The 16,442-nt window shown below is 40.8% G+C and carries 13 protein-coding genes and 1 pseudogene; 3 read left to right on the top strand and 11 right to left on the bottom strand.

The window, feature by feature from the left end:
- Positions 1 to 23: 23 nt before the first annotated feature.
- A complete protein-coding gene (locus tag BFM96_RS04070; protein ID WP_068990662.1) occupies positions 24 to 869 on the top strand; it encodes an AraC family transcriptional regulator in 846 nt (281 codons plus the stop codon).
- Complete coding sequence (locus BFM96_RS04065) at positions 850 to 3,039, top strand: alpha-galactosidase (RefSeq protein WP_068990661.1); 2,190 nt, start codon at positions 850 to 852, stop codon at positions 3,037 to 3,039. The genes BFM96_RS04070 and BFM96_RS04065 overlap by 20 nt, the downstream gene beginning before the upstream one ends.
- Positions 3,040 to 3,186: 147 nt before the next feature.
- Here BFM96_RS04065 and BFM96_RS04060 read toward each other — a convergent pair whose 3' ends face one another.
- The 5 genes from BFM96_RS04060 to BFM96_RS04040 form a co-directional block, all read right to left on the bottom strand.
- Positions 3,187 to 4,398 carry an NADH:flavin oxidoreductase/NADH oxidase family protein gene (locus tag BFM96_RS04060; protein ID WP_068990656.1) on the bottom strand — a complete coding sequence of 404 codons (1,212 nt, stop codon included), beginning with the start codon at positions 4,396 to 4,398 and terminating at the stop codon, positions 3,187 to 3,189.
- Positions 4,391 to 5,263 carry an SDR family NAD(P)-dependent oxidoreductase gene (locus BFM96_RS04055; RefSeq protein WP_068990653.1) on the bottom strand — a complete coding sequence of 291 codons (873 nt, stop codon included), beginning with the start codon at positions 5,261 to 5,263 and terminating at the stop codon, positions 4,391 to 4,393. Before BFM96_RS04055 ends, BFM96_RS04060 begins: the two co-directional genes overlap by 8 nt.
- Positions 5,256 to 6,101, bottom strand: coding sequence for an alpha/beta fold hydrolase (locus BFM96_RS04050; protein WP_068990648.1), 846 nt, complete (start codon positions 6,099 to 6,101; stop codon positions 5,256 to 5,258). The genes BFM96_RS04055 and BFM96_RS04050 overlap by 8 nt, the downstream gene beginning before the upstream one ends.
- A gap of 11 nt (positions 6,102 to 6,112) precedes the next feature.
- Positions 6,113 to 7,114, bottom strand: a complete 1,002-nt coding sequence (locus BFM96_RS04045; protein ID WP_068990647.1) for an NADP-dependent oxidoreductase — start codon at positions 7,112 to 7,114, stop codon at positions 6,113 to 6,115.
- Between the two features lie 74 nt (positions 7,115 to 7,188).
- Positions 7,189 to 7,620, bottom strand: a complete 432-nt coding sequence (locus tag BFM96_RS04040; RefSeq protein ID WP_068990644.1) for an Rrf2 family transcriptional regulator — start codon at positions 7,618 to 7,620, stop codon at positions 7,189 to 7,191.
- A 262-nt stretch (positions 7,621 to 7,882) separates the two neighbouring features.
- Between BFM96_RS04040 and BFM96_RS04035 the strand changes: the two are divergent.
- Positions 7,883 to 9,191: pseudogene (locus BFM96_RS04035) on the top strand (transposase).
- 41 nt (positions 9,192 to 9,232) lie between these two features.
- Here the strand turns inward: BFM96_RS04035 and ytpR are convergent.
- The 6 genes from ytpR to arcA all read right to left on the bottom strand — a co-directional run bounded on the left by ytpR (position 9,233) and on the right by arcA (position 16,173).
- A complete protein-coding gene (gene ytpR / locus BFM96_RS04030) occupies positions 9,233 to 9,859 on the bottom strand; it encodes a YtpR family tRNA-binding protein (RefSeq protein ID WP_068990641.1) in 627 nt (208 codons plus the stop codon).
- Positions 9,860 to 10,075: 216 nt separating this feature from the next.
- A complete protein-coding gene (locus tag BFM96_RS04025) occupies positions 10,076 to 10,363 on the bottom strand; it encodes a DUF4651 domain-containing protein (protein WP_068994161.1) in 288 nt (95 codons plus the stop codon).
- Between the two features lie 703 nt (positions 10,364 to 11,066).
- Entirely contained in the window at positions 11,067 to 12,593 is a 1,527-nt protein-coding gene (locus BFM96_RS04020; protein WP_068990640.1) for a YfcC family protein, read from the bottom strand.
- A 185-nt stretch (positions 12,594 to 12,778) separates the two neighbouring features.
- A complete protein-coding gene (gene arcC / locus BFM96_RS04015) occupies positions 12,779 to 13,723 on the bottom strand; it encodes a carbamate kinase (protein ID WP_068990636.1) in 945 nt (314 codons plus the stop codon).
- A gap of 114 nt (positions 13,724 to 13,837) precedes the next feature.
- Entirely contained in the window at positions 13,838 to 14,851 is a 1,014-nt protein-coding gene (gene argF / locus BFM96_RS04010; protein ID WP_068990631.1) for an ornithine carbamoyltransferase, read from the bottom strand.
- An 89-nt stretch (positions 14,852 to 14,940) separates the two neighbouring features.
- Positions 14,941 to 16,173 (bottom strand): arginine deiminase, encoded by a 1,233-nt coding sequence (arcA, locus tag BFM96_RS04005; protein WP_068994158.1) that lies wholly within the window; start codon positions 16,171 to 16,173, stop codon positions 14,941 to 14,943.
- Positions 16,174 to 16,442: the final 269 nt, after the last annotated feature.

The following is a 16,442-nucleotide window of genomic DNA, read 5'->3' as shown; positions in this document are numbered from 1 at the left end:
TCTTGTTTCGATATACTGTAAATATGGAACACTTTCTCAAACAATACACCGATCGATTTACAGATTTTAGCAATAAACATATCTCAGACTTAATTCTCTACAGTGGTGGGATCGAGCAATGCTTACCTAATTATTCTTATAGTTTAAAAAGTCGGGACTATCATCTTATTACCTTTGTCAGTCAAGGAAAAGGAACCTTTGAAATTGAAGACAAGGTATACGATATAAAGGCTAATCAGTTATTTATTATTCCATCAGGTTATTGGTTTAAGTACACAGCTGATGCTGATGAACCTTGGAGATATTCTTGGATTGGTTTTTTAGGAATAAAGTCAAACTTTATTTATCAAGCTGCAGAAAGACACCAATTTGTATATGATTGTCAGAATGCCAAACAATATGAAAAGATTATTGCAACCATTCTTGAGAGTTCAGGTGATACCTTTAGTTCATTCCTAAAAATTAACGGACTGATGTATAGTCTGTTAGGTGACCTAACAGAAGAAATCGGGATTTTGAACCAGTCCACTAATCAGCAACTATCCACACTGGCTAGGCATTTTATGGATTTACACTACCATGACCCTATCCAAATGACTGATGTTGCAGAGTTTGTCGGTGTCCATCCCAACTATCTCGCCACTATTTTTAAAAAAGAAACCAATACGACACCCAAAAATTATCTGACTAGTTTACGAATCCGAAAAGCTAAGGAACTGCTTCTTGAAACTCGTGATTCTGTTTCCTATGTTTCTCAATCGGTCGGATTTTCAGATAGCCTCACTTTCTCAAAATTTTTCAAAAAAGAAACGGGATTATCTCCACTCCATTATCGAAAGGAATTTCAGCATGACCCACATTCAATTTGATTCAGAAACAAATTATTTCTACATTCAAAACAGTCGAATGACCTATATTATCGAACTCTATCAGAATCGTCATTTACTTCATCGTTATTGGGGCCCACCTATTTCCAACTTTAAAGCTTGGAATCAGGCACCGAATCAAAAAAAGACATTTGCTGTCTTTAGTGATTTTGATAATCCAACCGAATCACTCGAATACTATCCTCATGAATTTTCCTTACCGTATCAGGGAGATTATATGGAACCTAGTCTTGAGGTTACTTTAGCTAATCTTTCTCAAATTGTCCATTTTCATTTCCAATCTTATCAGATTATGGAGGGAACGCCTGAGCTAGATGGTTTGCCACACGCTAGAAATAATCAGGACAGTCCTGCTCAAACTTTGAAAGTGACTTTTGTAGATGAACAAGTCCAACTGACATTGGAACACTATTACACCATTTTTCAACACCATGATATTATCCTTCGTTCCTACAAACTAATTAACCACGGAAAACATTCTGTGATAATCAATAAGTTGATGAGTGCTTCTTTTGATATTCCCTTCGATAATCAAGTGCTAACAAGTTTTTCTGGCTCACATCAGGCTGAATTTCAATTGCAAAAAAAAGTAATTCAGCCAGGACGGAACATTCAGTCTACACGCAGAGGGGCTAGTGGTCCTCAGTACCCACCTTTTCTTGCAATTTCAAACGACAACACAGACGACTTCTCAGGGGAAGTAAAAGCTATGACCTTGATATATAGTGGCGAGCATGCTGAATCTGTGGAGCGAAATCAATATGACTTTGTTCGCCTGCAAATCGGTCTAAATCCAGACAGTTTCTCTTGGAAACTCGAGCCAAATGATAGTTTTCAAACACCTCAAGCCGTCCTCGCTTATAGCCAAGCTGGATTCAATGGCATGTCGCAAGAATTTCATCACTTTACAAGAGACCATCTTGTCCCACCTCAATTTACCAATCGCTTTGCTCCAATTTTAGTCAATAGCTGGGAAATGACTTACTTCGATGTCAATCAGGAAAAGATGTCATCACTCATCTCCAAAGCTGCTCAACTTGGGTTCGAGGCTGTAGTTTTGGATGACGGTTGGTTCCTTGGAAGAGAGAATAGTCGTTCTTCTCTCGGTGATTGGGCGGTTGACAAGGAAAAATTTCCAGATGACCTACACCCTCTCATTCAAGCTTGTCATAAACAAGGCTTGCAATTCGGTATCTGGTTTGAACCAGAAATGATTTCTCAAAAAAGTATACTAGCCCAAGAAAAGCCTCACTGGATTGTCCGCTCAAAAAATCATGCTCCTCTCTATAGTCGTCATCAGTATTGTTTAGATGTGAGCCAAAAAGAGGTTCAGGATTGGCTGATTGAAAGCTTATCGCAATTTATTTCAACCTATCAAGTTGATTATATCAAGTGGGATATGAATAGACATTTGGTAGAACACGAAAGTCAAATAACTGTTTTTGGCAGTGCAAAGGAATTTGCCCATCGCTACATGCTAGGACTCTATCGCATTATTGACAGTATTACCAAACGCTTTCCTGACTTGTTGATTGAAAACTGTTCTAGTGGTGGTGGTCGACTTGATTACGGGATGCTCTACTATTTCCCTCAGACTTGGGCAAGTGATAATACAGATGGATTGGACCGCCAAGCAATTCAAGACGGAGCAAGCTATCTCTTCCATCCTTATCAAATTACAGGACATGTATCTGTTACTCCCAATCATCAAACCCAGCGGCATACTCCACTTCAAACTCGCCAGAATTTAGCGTCCGCAACCAATATGGGCTATGAACTAAATCTTCTTGAGTTTTCTGAGGAAGAAGAGAAACAAGTAATAGAGCATATCAGCGAATTCAAGCAATCCCGTCACCTTATCAAATACGGTAATTTCTACCGCCTAAAATCCCCTTTTACCAGTCATCAAACAGCTTGGCTTTTTGAAAGCCAAGATAAATCTCATTATAAATTCACAGCCTTCAACAATGTCTACAAGGTTTCCCAACATCATGCTATTTTCAAGATTCCATATCTTGACCAAAATGCAAACTATGTTGACCAATTTGGAAGAGAGTTTTCAGGAGCTGAGTTAGTTCATTCTGGACTTCATATTCCATTTGCAGCTAGTGATTTTCAGTCCTATACCTTGGAGTTATCCCGAGTAGAATAGTTTGTATTATTACTGATTGTTGGAAAAAATGTTCTTTAATCCTAACCATTATCTATTCAACCGAGTCAAAAACTGACTTGGTCTTTTCGTATCCTAATGCACAGAAAAAAGATCTGAGATTGACTCTCAAATCTTAACTAGTCTATGCTATTTTCGTCTCGGTTTCAGTGCAGACAGGCCATGGGCTCTGACTGTCTGAAGAAGATAAGGCCAGGCATTGTGACTGATTTTAGCACTTCTTCCCTTGGCTAACCGCTTCATCTGTGCTTCGTAATAACTAACACCAATAATGGGGCCAAGTGCCTTATCCAGTTTTGGCAGGCCTGTTGTCAAACGTGGTGTTGACAGCTGAAAATCACTGTCTTCTTGGTAGTCATTAACAAGATTTGGTCGTAAAACAAAGGGTCTGGCAAGGCCAATCATCGACACCCCTTCTTCAATCGCTTCTTCCATTTGAGCAATTTTACGAAAACCGCCTGTTGACACAATGGGGACAGAAGTGAGGTCTGCTAAGGCTACCGCATAGGTGACAAAGCCAGCACCACTCTCATATTCACCACCAAAGACCGGAGTTTCATAGTTGCCACCTGAAATTTCAATCAGGTCAATACCTAGCTCAGACATACGTTTTACCACGTATTTACAATCCTCAAAACCAAAGCCTTCTTCTTTAAAGTCGGATGCATTCAGTTTCAGTGCAATGGTAAAATCAGGTCCCACTTTTTCACGAAGCCCTTGGTAAATTTCAAGGAGAAACCTCATGCGATTGTCCAGACTTCCTCCATAAAGGTCTGTCCGCTGATTATCAGCTGGCGAGAGGAATTGATTAATCAAGTAGCCATGAGCAGCGTGCAACTGCACCCCTGTAAATCCAGCAGCTTTTGCACGAACTCCAGCCGCAATAAATTTATCCCTGGCTTCCTTAATCTCAAAAACGGTCATCTCTCTGGGCGGACGAAAGGCAGATGCTGAACCGCCTGAAATCGGAATAGCACTCGGTGCAATAGGTTCTTGATTGATGGAGCGATACATCTGTTTGCCAGGGTGATTGAGTTGGAGCCAGATAGGGACACCGGTTTTTTGTCCAACGGCTGCCCATTTTCGAAATTGATTCAAATGAGCGTCTGAATCAAGGACCACATTGCCCGGTTCTCCCAGATAGCGACCATCCACCATGACATTACCTGTCACTAGGACGCCCATACCCTGCTTGGCCCAGTAATCATATAGAGCAATCAAGTCATCCGAGGGAGCTTGTTGCTTGTCAGCCATGGTTTCACTCATAGCTGATTTGAAAAAGCGGCTCTCTAAGACCTGACCATTTGGAAGTTGGAGAGGTTCCAACAAGAGTTTATCCATGATTTGCCTCCTTAAAGGCCGCAATTTTCTGGTCACAGTAGGCTAATAAGGCTTGACTTTTTGCCTTATCATAACCTTTCAGACTAACCTTGGCTACCTTCTTTTCTGAAAAGTAACGTCCTGATACGGTAGCAACTTCAGGAGAGAGGGTGAGGTAGTAACCTGTTTCAATCCCTTGGTCTAAGTCCTTAGAAAATGGTTTCATCAAACTAGTCAGGATACGACTTTTAAGGTTTCGTTTGACTCCGTCATTTCCCAAATTGGTCGCAATCAGGCCTGGATGATAGGCATTGACCGTAACCGATGACCCTTGCTTTTCTAGGGTTTCTGCCTGAGCAATCGCCAACCAAATGGTATAGAGTTTGGCATTGTTATAGGCCATGGCTGCGGAGTAACTCTTCTCTAAGCCAAAATCCAAGCCCTTGCTTTGGGCAAAATGGTGCATAAAGGAAGAGGTATGGACGACCCTACCTGCCTCTGCTTGTTCCAACAAAGGCAGCAACTCTGTCGTCAAGATATAGGGAGCTTGGACAGACAGCATAAAGGTCATCTCGATATTTTCTGCCGTTGCCACACGGGCGTCACCAAAGTAGGCTCCCGCATTGTTGAACAAGACATCAATCTTGTCAAAATCTCTGCGAATCTCCTCACTAAAACGATAAACATCTGCTAGCTTTGAAAAGTCAGCTAGATAGCCGTAAATGTTTTTATTCCCTGTTTTTAGTTGAATATCACTGAGGGCTACACGTAGCTTTTCACTATTTCGCCCGTGCAGGATGACTTCGTGTCCTTCACTGGCTAATTTCAGAGCCAAATGTTTTCCAATTCCATCCGTAGAACCTGTGATTAAAATGGTTTTAGACATTGCTTTCCTCCAAAAAGGCTATCAAGGCTGTTGAAAAGGCCTCTGCATTTTGGAAGATAGATCCGTGGCCCGCATTTGGATAGATGATCAGTTGGCTGTTTTTAATTTTCTCATGCATGATATAAGAGTTCTCTGTCGGAACTTGCATATCCTTGTCACCGTTGGCGATCAGCGTTGGTTGCGTGATAAAGGCCATATCTTCTTGAGGATCTCTCCCCCAACGTTTGATAGCCTTCAGCTGGATCAAAAATCCTGGGACATTCATATCCTTGTCTGCATACTCGGCTTTTCTTTCTCCCATACGACCCAAAACTTTTTCAGCTTCCAGGAGTCCTGCTTTATCGTGGTTGTAGAAAATGTAGCGTTTTGGATCCACACGCTCAAGCCCCGCCTTCAGCATATAGCGGAAGGTTTTTCCTGTCACCTTATCCACTTCAACACCACCACGAGGTCCTGTTCCTGCGAGAATCAAGCGGTTAACCATTTGGCTATCGAGACGAACGATTTCTTGGGCAATAAAACCACCCATAGAAAGACCGAGCAGGTTAATTTTCGTATACCCCAAAGCCTTGATAATAGCATGAGCCTGCTCTGCCATTCCTGGAATCGTAGGAGCTACCTTGCCTTGACTGGCTCCGACGCCAGGCAAATCAAGGACAATGACATGCTCTTTTTCAGCTAGTAAGTCTAGCAATTTTGGATCCCAGTTATCCAAGGTTGCGGCCAAATGGACCAACATGACCAAGGGCAGTTTAGACTTGCCCTTGCCTAGTTCACGGTAGGCAATCTGATTGCCAGCGACAGTAATGTATTGATTTTTAGTTGTGATATAAGACATAAGTACTCCTACTATTTAAAACTGAGGACAGTTTTTCCACGTGAGCGACCGTTTGCGACCTTGTCCAAGGCTGCGTTGACTTCTTCAAATGGATAAACGGTATCGATAGACGGTTTGATTTCTAGTTTGCTGAAAATGTCTGCTACTTCTTGTAGCTGTTGACCATTGCTTTCTACGAAGATGAAATGGTAGTGCACGCCGTAGCTTGCCGCCATCTTGTCAAACTTGCGACCAACTTGACCAAAGAGGAGTTGTTTCCATTTTGGCAGGTTCATGCGTTTGGCAAATTCACCGTTTGGCATGGCACGGAGGGAAACCAGGTGACCACCTTTTTTCATGATAGACATCTGTTTCTCAGTTTCTGCACCGCCAAGCGTGTCCAAGACATAGTCAACATTTTTAACTGTTTTAGTGTAATCTTCTGTTTTAAAGTCAATAAAGCGATCTGCACCTAAAGCCAAGACACGCTCACCGCTTGCTCCATCTCCATTGGTAATAACGGTCAAACCTTTAGCTTTGGCAATCGGAATAGCCATACCGCCGACACCACCTGTACCACCTGAGATGAAAATGGTCTTGCCCGCTTCTGCACCCATGAGGTTAAGAGCTTGCATAATAGTTAGGGCAGTCAGAGGAACAGCTGCTGCTTCCACATCTGTCAGATAGGCAGGAACTTTGGCAAGGGCTGTAGCCTCAACCGCTACATACTCAGCAAAGGCACCGATATTGTCGAGAGGAAGACGACCAAAGACACGGTCACCAACCTCAAACTTGGTGACACTTGATCCAACTTCTGCAACCAGACCAACGACTTCATTACCCGCTGTTTGTGGCAATTTGTAAGGGACAATCATCTTGACATCTCCACGAGAAATCATGTTGTCTAGAGGATTGACACCTGCTGCTGTCACTTTGACAAGGACTTGATTGGGTTTAATTTGTGGTTTAGCAATGTCTGTTAGGTTAAGTACGATATTGTTTTTGTTATAAGATGTGTGTTGTGCTGCTTTCATGGGTTATTCCTTCTATTTATCTACTTGTATCTAATACAGGTATAATTTTTGTTTTTAGAAAATCTGACACTTGGTCAGATACATTTTTGATTGGCTGATTGGTAGAGATTGGTAATGACATTATCCAAGGTTTCTTGCCCTAGTTCTTTTTCAAGTTGTTCTTCAACATTTGAAAAAATAGGGGACATGGCATTTTCAATGTGCTGACCAACTGGACATGCCTGGTTAGCATTTTGGTGAATTTGGAAGAGATTGATATGTTCTACTTCCTGCGTGGCAAAGTAGATTTCCAATAAGGTCATCTCTTTTGGCGACTTACTTAACTGGTATCCTGATCGCCCTTGTTGCGAAGTGATGAGTCCTGCATTTTTCAGAAGTGCAATCACCTTACGAATGTAACTAGCATTGGTGCCGACACTTTCTGCTAAGGCTTGCGAGCTGAGGACTTCCTTGCTCTCACTAATCATAGTAAGAATGTGAAGGGCAACAGAAAATTTTGTATCCATATACGATATTCCTTTCTGTTCATGTATCAACTACAGGAACAAGTTTATCATAAAATGATCTCCCTGACAAGTCTTTTGCCTCACTTTTTTGGCTCTATAATATCTGTAGTGGGTACGCCCGCCGCAGAGATTATAGAGCCTTTTTCAGTTCTGTAGTGGGTAAATCCACTGTGGAGATTATGGAACCTTTTTCAGTGTAGAAAAAAAAGTCCCATATGACCTATAATGAAAAGCGAAGAAACTATCATTTAGAAAGAATCATATGGAACAACTAAATCTTATCACAAATTTTCTCAAAATGAAAGACAAAAATATCACGATCACTAATGAATGCGACATGGGAACACACTTAGAACTCCACGGTCACTTGGATTACACAGCCCCTAAATGCCCTTCCTGCAAGGGACAAATGGCTAAGTATGACTTCCAGAAAGCCTCTAAAATCCCCTACTTAGAAACTGCTGGCTACCCGCTACTTATCCGCCTTCGAAAGCGTCGTTTCAAGTGCAAAGACTGTGGGAAAATGGCGGTCGCTGAAACTCCTATTGTTAAGAAGAACCATCAAATCTCTGTCGCTGTCAACCAGAAAATCGCACAATTACTCATCGAAAAGCAAGCAATGACACATATCGCACACAGACTTTCCATTTCAACATCTACAGTTATTCGAAAACTCAATGAGTTTAAATTTGAAACGGAGTGGGCTAAGCTTCCAGAAGTCATGTCCTGGGATGAGTATGCCTTCAAGAAAGGGAAAATGAGCTTTATCGCTCAAGATTTTGACACAAATAACATCATCGCTATCCTTGATGGAAGAACGCAGGCGGTCATCCGAAATCACTTCCTACGATACCCTAGACAGGTCAGAAACCGCGTTAAATTCATCACTATGGACATGTTTAGCCCCTACTATAAATTGGCTAAACCCTTCGCCCTCCAATTTCTAAGCTCAGGCTGAAACAGTCTATTCCCAGACTGTTTCACTCCCACATGCCAAAATCGTGCTTGATCGTTTCCACGTTGTGCAACATCTCAGCCGTGCTATGAACCGTGTCCGCATACAAATCATGAATCAATTCGATAGAAAATCTCTTGAGTATCGAGCCTTGAAACGCTACTGGAAATTGATACAACAGGATAGCCGTAAACTCAGTGATAAGCGGTTCTATCGCCCTACTTTTCGCATGCACTTAACCAACCAGGAGATTGTCGCTAAACTGCTCGGCTATTCTCAAGAACTGAGAGAACACTACGAGCTCTATCAACTACTGCTTTTTCACTTCCAGGAGAAGCAAGCTGACCAGTTTTTTGGACTTATCCAAGACGATCGGCAGACTGTCAACCCGATTTTCCAGACCGTATTTAATACCTTTTTGAAGGACAAGGATAAGATTCTCAACGCCATGGAATTGCCTTACTCAAATGCCAAACTTGAGGCGACGAATAATCTCATCAAAGTCATCAAGCGTAATGCCTTTGGATTTCGGAACTTTGAAAACTTCAAAAAGCGGATTTTGATTGCCATCAACATCAAAAAAGAGAAGACCAATTTGGTCCTCTCTAGGTGTTAGCTGACATCTACCCACTACACTTGACAAAGAGTCTTCTTTTCTTAACCTTGCCAATGTTTAGTCGGATCAAAAGCTGTTCCCACTACTTCATTTGGAGAAAGTTCAATAATCCCCCGCTTTTGTGGTGCATTCGGTAAGTGCAATTCCCGCGGGCTACACATCATGCCAAAGCTTTTTTCACCACGCAATTCACCCGGGAAAATCAAATTTCCTTTTGGCATCATGGCACCCGGAAGAGCTACAATTGTTTTTAATCCAAGAGCTGCATTAGGCGCTCCTGCAACAATTTGAATAACCTTGTCTGCTGCCACTTTTACCTGACAAATATTCAAGTGGTCGCTATCTGGATGCGCCACCATTTCAATAATTTCACCTACGACAAATTTAGGCTCAGAATCATGGAGCAAGGTTTCTGAAAATCCTTCTTGCTGCAATTCTTGATTGAGCACCGCAACGTCACTATCACTTAAGAAGACTTGTCCACGTCCATCAATCGCTAGTAAACTAGACACTTCAAAAATATTCCAAGCCACTGTTTCTTGGCGATCCGTGCGAAACACACGCGCGACCTTACCCTTGCGTTCAACGTCCAATGGTGCATCACCGCTATCAGCGACAATCACCATCAAGACATCTCCGACACCTTCTTTATTATATGTAAAAATCATTTCTTATCCTTTCTCGTTTGCTATCTATTTATACTTTTTTTGAACAATCTCCCTGTTTTATTTGATTAGCTGTGCTATTACTTGCTAATGCCAAATATTGAAAGATTTGGGTTCCAATATTTTATCAAGCTTAAACAGCCATCTCTTTCACCAAAAAAGTTACACTTTGGATGCTTGAGTATCATTTTAACAAAACACAGTTTCCACTACCAAGAATTATCTTCTCTCCTCATAGGTCAACTCGCCTTTCTCATAGCGGAATGTTAATTCACGTCCATCTGAAAATATCGCTCCTCCTACCAAGCAGTCCTCGTTTGATTGATAGAGTTGGACATAAAAGGTCTCAATTTCTCCTATTTCGGAGAGCATATAGCGGACTTCTGATACCAATTTTTCCTGCTTTTTGACTCGCTTTTGATCCTCAGTGAGCTTATAAGTTCCGTATAAGACAGTCCCCGCACTAAGAACTGCAAGACACGACACAATCATTTTCTTAGCTTTCATACCCATATTTTACCATAAAAACCCTCACGGGACAATGAAAGACGATAAAGAGGGTATAAAAAACGCAAGTAAGGACATTTCTAACTATCTATTTTTGACGAATATTACCTTTTACATTCACCGTAATCACCCAATAACAAGATACCTAACGAAGAGACGCTCGCTAATACTCAATGAAAATCAAAGTTAGCATTTTTACTACTTTCTTAGATGGTTCGGACATAAACCACTTATTTTTTTATTACTGTCTATTCCATTTACTGAAAGAGTATCCTGTCTAACTCATTTAGTCCTCTACATCTTAAAACTAAAATAAACATATTCAGAAAAAACACAAATAGAAAAAACGTTCCAGGATCAACCAAGACTTTAGAACGTTTTCAATACACCTCGTTATCAGGCGGTTAGCATTCACCTATTCGCACATGTGTTCACGTTGACAAATTAAAAGAGGCTGAGACAAAATGTCCAGCCTCAATTCCTTTATAGATTTAACAGTTTGACGCAGTAGTTGTCAGGTTTGTAAAACGTTAATCAATCAACATTCTACAAACCTCGTCAACCCAGAAATAAAGAAGTGAGGTAAATCAATTTCTTCGAAATCACGATTTTTTATACGTAATCTTCCAGATTATATTCTTTTGTGAGTGAACGCGATGCGTTCACCTTGGTTTGTCTCACTCCCTAATCATTCTATGAAATCTTAGAATGGAAGAATAGTTCCAATAATAAGGAAAATAATGCTAATAGCAATCACGATTGCTACGAATTTACCGACATATTTCAGCCATGTTCCAAGTTCGATACGTCCAAGAGCAAGAGCTCCCATTACAATACCTGAAGTTGGTGCAAGAAGGTTCAAAACTCCATTTGCAGATTGGAAGGCTGTAACGATAAGAGATGCTTTTACATTTGCAAATTCTCCAAGAGGAGCGATAATTCCCATGGTTGCCCCTGCAAGTCCAGAGGATGATGGAATCAAGAAGGACATTGGAAGGTAGAAGATATACGTCAACACGATAAAGACTTGTGATGAGAAGCCGCTCAATATTCCTTCACCCCAATGAAGAATAGTTCCTGAAATTTGACCATCGTTCATAATGACTTGGATACCACGAGCAACGGCACAAATCAAAGCTACACCGAGCAAGTCTGCCGCACCCGCCATAAAGGCTGAAATAAAGCGATCTTCTGCCATACCATAAACCAAGCCCACCAATACTCCCATAAAGATGAAAAGCATCGTTACTTCAGGGAAATACCATGTACCAAGTGGTGCAGAATGTCCAAAGATTTCACCAATCACTGGCAGACCTGTGAGAGCCCCGTTCAAGTTTTCAAATACTGAAATTCCAAAATCACCCCATGGAATCAAACTGATAATCATGATGATGAAAGTAGCTACAAAGACCCATAATACCCGTTTTTGTGCAGCACTCAATTCTGCATTGGTTTCTGTTACTTTGAAGGCTTTCAAGTCTTCTTCCCGTTGTTTATAAACGAGAGATTTCGTTGGATCTTTTTCAATCTTGCTTGCATAGCTATAAACAAAGTAAATCGCTACAGCCAGTAAGACAACCCACATCATAAAGCGCAAGAGCATGCCGTCTGCCACACTGATACCAGCAGAGTCAGAAGCAACCCCGGTCGCAAATGGGTTTACAGTAGATGCCAAACATCCAATTTGTGAACCAATCAAGATAATAGACACGGCTGTAATGCTATCAAAGCCAACCGCCATCATGACAGGAACCAAAAGTGGATAGAAGGCCATGGTTTCTTCACCCATACCATAGGTGGAGCCACCTAAGGCAAAAAGTGGCATCAAGACAGGGATCAACATCTTTTCACGCCCTTTAAACCGCTTCACGATAGAGGCAATTCCCACGTCCAGTGCACCAGTTTCGGTCACAACCCCAAGAAAGGCTCCGACCATAATAATGAAGAAGGAAACCTGAATCGCTCCATCCGTATGAATGGTGTATTCATCTTTTTCCCCTTCATTAACCACCGTATCTTTTCCGAGCATAGCATTGACAGGTGCCATTAAGACATCGTAAGCTCCCTGAGGGCTCTTTTCAACCTGTGTATACTCACTCTTACCACTACCATTATCAACATAGCGTCCTGCAGGCACCACCCATGTTAACATGGCCATTAGCGCAATGATAATCATTAAGACTGTATAAGATGATGGCATCTTAAAGCCTTTTTTTACTTTTTCACTCATCCCTTTTCCTCCTTTTCGTTCGTTTACAACTTTATTGTAAACAAGGGATTTTCTCCAGATTTCCCACAGAATAACTTCCACTTCTTAAATGTAAATAGGATTAGTTTAGAAGAGGAAAGTAGAGTTTTAAGAGTGGAAGTTTCTGTAGTTACAAAAGAAATTGCAGTTCTCATACGAGAATAGTATTATTTTTCAATAATCGTTCCGCTTTCAGACTCGATCAAGGCACCTAGATTTTCAAGAGAAGTAATGACCGCATTAGCTTCTGGACGGTTATTTACAAAGGCAATACCGGCTTCTACTTTTGGCAACATGCTACCTGGTGCGAATTGTCCTTCTTTGATATATTCTTCTAGTTGAGCAACACTTACGCGTTCCAATTTTTCTTGATTTGGTTTATTGAAATTGACATAAACGTAGTCTACGCCTGTGAGGACGATAAAGAGATCTGCGTCCACTAATTCTGCTAAGCGTTGAGATGCAAAGTCTTTATCAATAACAGCTTCTACACCAACTAGGCTTCCATCTTCTTCACGAACGACTGGAATACCGCCACCACCAGCAGCGACCACGACTTGACCTGCATTTAACAGTGTACGGATCGTTTCAATCTCCTTAATATCCACGGGTTGCGGAGAAGCAACGACTTTTCTCCAACCGCGACCAGAATCTTCTTTGAAAGTAGCACCTGTGCGTTCTGCCTCTGCTTTTGCTTCTTCTTCTGAGTAGAATGGTCCGATTGGTTTTGTTAGATTTTCAAAAGCTGGATCTTTTTTATCCACCACAACTTGGGTAACCACAGAAGCTACTTCTTTTTCGATGCCTTCTTTCAATAAAGCATTTTGAAGTGCATTCTGAAGCCAGAATCCGATACTTCCTTCTGTCATCGCAACTAAAGAATCAAGTGGAAAAGCTGGATTTTTCTCAGAATCAGCTGCCAAGTGTTGGAGCAAGAGATTTCCGACTTGTGGCCCATTTCCATGAGTTACAATCAAATCATCTCCATTTTTAATCAATTTTACAAGATGACCTGCTGTTTCTTCCAATGCTTTTTGTTGAGCTTTTGCAGATGGATCTGATGAGAGAATTGCGTTTCCTCCCAATGCAACGACGATTTTACGATTTGCCATATAGTCTCCTTTACGATAAGAAGGACTGGACTAAATCACTTAGTCTCAGTCCTCATGTTGGTATTATTGGTTAATAGTTTTGGTAGGTTATGTTTTTACAGTGTTAATTTCTCATTACACTTTTGGAATGAACAAGTCACCAAGAGTTGCAGCCATCACTGCTTTGATAGTGTGCATACGGTTTTCTGCTTGGTCAAAATGACGAGCATATTTGCTACGGAAGACTTCATCTGTTACTTCCATTTCTTCTACGCCGAATTTTTCAGCAACATCTTTACCATAAACAGTGTGAGTGTCATGGAAAGCTGGCAAGCAGTGCAAGAAGATAAGGTCTTCATTTTCTGCTTTTTTCACCAATTCCATATTTACTTGGTATGGTTTCAAAAGTGCAACGCGTTCTGCGAATTTGTCTTCTTCACCCATAGATACCCAAACGTCTGTGTAAAGAACATCCGCACCTTTGACAGCTTCATCAGCATTATCTGTGATAAGGATACGAGCGCCACTTTCTTTTGCAAATTTTTCAGCAAATGCAACGACTTCTTCTTCTGGGAAAAGTTCTTTTGGTGAGAAGATATGCACATTCACACCAAGGATAGCACCTGTCACAAGAAGGCTGTTTGCCACGTTATTGCGGCCATCTCCACAGTAAACCAAAGTCAAACCTTCTAATTTACCAAAGTTTTCTTTTACAGTAAGGTAGTCTGCAAGCATTTGAGTTGGGTGCCATGCATCTGTCAAACCATTCCATACAGGAACACCAGAGAATTCTGCTAATTCTTCAACCATTGCTTGGCTAAATCCACGGAATTCAATTCCGTCAAACATACGTCCCAATACTTTAGCTGTATCTTCTGTTGATTCTTTTTTACCAAGTTGGATGTCGTTTGCACCTAGGTATTCTGGATGTGCACCTAGGTCAATGGCTGCAGTTGTAAATGCTGCACGCGTACGAGTAGAAGTTTTTTCAAATAGAAGGGCAATGTTTTTTCCTTCAAGATAACGGTGAGAAACATTGCGTTTCTTCAAATCTTTCAAATGTGCGGAGAAGTCGATTAAATATTCTAATTCTGCACGTGTGAAATCTTTCTCTGCTAAAAAGCTTCTTCCTTTAAATACTGATGTCATTGATATTTCCTCTTCTTTCTTTTCCTATATTTTTAATGACTGATATGATGGGACACCCCTTATCAAAACGATGATTTATCTAAGGGATATTAGATGTCTTCACGTTCGAATGGCATAGACATACAACGTGGTCCACCACGACCGCGAACCAATTCACTTCCTTCGATCTTGATGAGACGAAGTCCTTTAGATTCAAGGATAGCATTAGTAATCGTATTTCGTTTGTAAACAACAACCACACCTGGTGCGATGGTAAGGGTATTTGAACCATCATTCCATTGCTCACGTGCTGCTGCAACGTGGTTTCCACCACCACAACGAATCAATTCAACTTTTTCAACACCAAGGTTTGCTGCAAGGAGTTCTGCAAGATCACCTTTTTCTTCTTTAATAGCTAATTGCTCGTTTTCGTATGTTACAGAGTAAACACGAAGGTCTCCTTCGATTTCTGGGTGAATGGTGAATTTATCGTAGTCTACCATGGTGAATACTGTATCTAAGTGCATGAATTTACGATTGTTAGCAAATTCAAAAGCAAGCACTTTCTTGAAACCAAGATTTTGTTTGAAGATATTTACCAAAAGTTTTTCGATAGAAGCTGCGTCTGTCCGTTGAGAAATCCCTACTGCAAGCACTTCTTTAGAAAGAACAAGCTCATCTCCACCTTCAATACGAGTAGTTTCTTCGCGATTGTAAACTAGTGGCGCTTTTCCACCATAGATTGGGTGGTGTGTAAAGATATACTTACCATAAAGAGTTTCACGGTTACGAGTATCTGCATACATGTGGTTGAGAGAAACTCCGCTACCAATAGTTGCAAATGGATCGCGTGTGAAATAAAGGTTTGGCATTGGGTCGATTGCAAATGGATAATCAGATTCTACCAAATCAGTCAAGCCTTTTGCTTCTTCTGGAATTTCAGGCAATTCTGCTTTTTGAACCCCAGCCATTGTTTTTTCAACCAATTCTTGATTATCTTCAATACCTTGGAGCAATTCACGAATAGCAATCTTTGTTTGACGGCCACGGATATTTGCTTCTTCCAAGTATTCTTCGATAAATTGATTACGAATTTCTGGGCTAGTGAGTGACTCAGCAGCCAATTGTTCCAAATAAAGAACTTCTACCCCTTCATTGCGAAGTGCTTCTGCAAAAGCATCGTGCTCTTTTTGAGCAGCTTCTAAATAAGGAATATCATCGAACAAAAGACGTTCTAGATAGTCAGGCATTAAGTTTTCTAACTCTTTTCCTGGTCTGTGCAAGCAAACTTTTTTCAGTTTGCCAATTTCAGAATAGACATGAATTGGACTAGTATGACTCATAATCACGTTTCCTTTCTTTTTGCGTTTTTGACGCCGTGTTGTTTTTACACTCTTATTGTACCCGCTTTCTTTTTGATTTTTTGTAAAATTCAGCATGCAAAGTGTGAAAACCATCACACTTTTATACTATTTTTTGTAATCTTATTCAAATGTATTCGTTTTCTTTTTATAATATTACGTTTTTTCTCATATAGAGCATAAGTATGACTTGTAAATTTTTTTAAAAAAAATGAAAAAGATAGAAATAAAGCACAATCTTCATTTCTATC

Origin of the sequence: Streptococcus himalayensis, from assembly GCF_001708305.1 — a bacterium.
GTDB classification, from domain to species: domain Bacteria; phylum Bacillota; class Bacilli; order Lactobacillales; family Streptococcaceae; genus Streptococcus; species Streptococcus himalayensis.
Note: the sequence above shows the minus strand (reverse complement) of the source record. Positions and strands in the feature narration are given on the sequence as shown.

What these genes read in the sequence shown, in the direction of transcription:
- BFM96_RS04070 (WP_068990662.1), top strand. Translation starts at nt 24, where the DNA reads ATGGAACACTTTCTCAAACAATACACCGATCGATTTACAGATTTTAGC.
- BFM96_RS04065 (WP_068990661.1), top strand. Translation starts at nt 850, where the DNA reads ATGACCCACATTCAATTTGATTCAGAAACAAATTATTTCTACATTCAA.
- BFM96_RS04060 (WP_068990656.1), bottom strand. Translation starts at nt 4,398, where the DNA reads ATGGATAAACTCTTGTTGGAACCTCTCCAACTTCCAAATGGTCAGGTC.
- BFM96_RS04055 (WP_068990653.1), bottom strand. Translation starts at nt 5,263, where the DNA reads ATGTCTAAAACCATTTTAATCACAGGTTCTACGGATGGAATTGGAAAA.
- BFM96_RS04050 (WP_068990648.1), bottom strand. Translation starts at nt 6,101, where the DNA reads ATGTCTTATATCACAACTAAAAATCAATACATTACTGTCGCTGGCAAT.
- BFM96_RS04045 (WP_068990647.1), bottom strand. Translation starts at nt 7,114, where the DNA reads ATGAAAGCAGCACAACACACATCTTATAACAAAAACAATATCGTACTT.
- BFM96_RS04040 (WP_068990644.1), bottom strand. Translation starts at nt 7,620, where the DNA reads ATGGATACAAAATTTTCTGTTGCCCTTCACATTCTTACTATGATTAGT.
- ytpR (WP_068990641.1), bottom strand. Translation starts at nt 9,859, where the DNA reads ATGATTTTTACATATAATAAAGAAGGTGTCGGAGATGTCTTGATGGTG.
- BFM96_RS04025 (WP_068994161.1), bottom strand. Translation starts at nt 10,363, where the DNA reads ATGAAAGCTAAGAAAATGATTGTGTCGTGTCTTGCAGTTCTTAGTGCG.
- BFM96_RS04020 (WP_068990640.1), bottom strand. Translation starts at nt 12,593, where the DNA reads ATGAGTGAAAAAGTAAAAAAAGGCTTTAAGATGCCATCATCTTATACA.
- arcC (WP_068990636.1), bottom strand. Translation starts at nt 13,723, where the DNA reads ATGGCAAATCGTAAAATCGTCGTTGCATTGGGAGGAAACGCAATTCTC.
- argF (WP_068990631.1), bottom strand. Translation starts at nt 14,851, where the DNA reads ATGACATCAGTATTTAAAGGAAGAAGCTTTTTAGCAGAGAAAGATTTC.
- arcA (WP_068994158.1), bottom strand. Translation starts at nt 16,173, where the DNA reads ATGAGTCATACTAGTCCAATTCATGTCTATTCTGAAATTGGCAAACTG.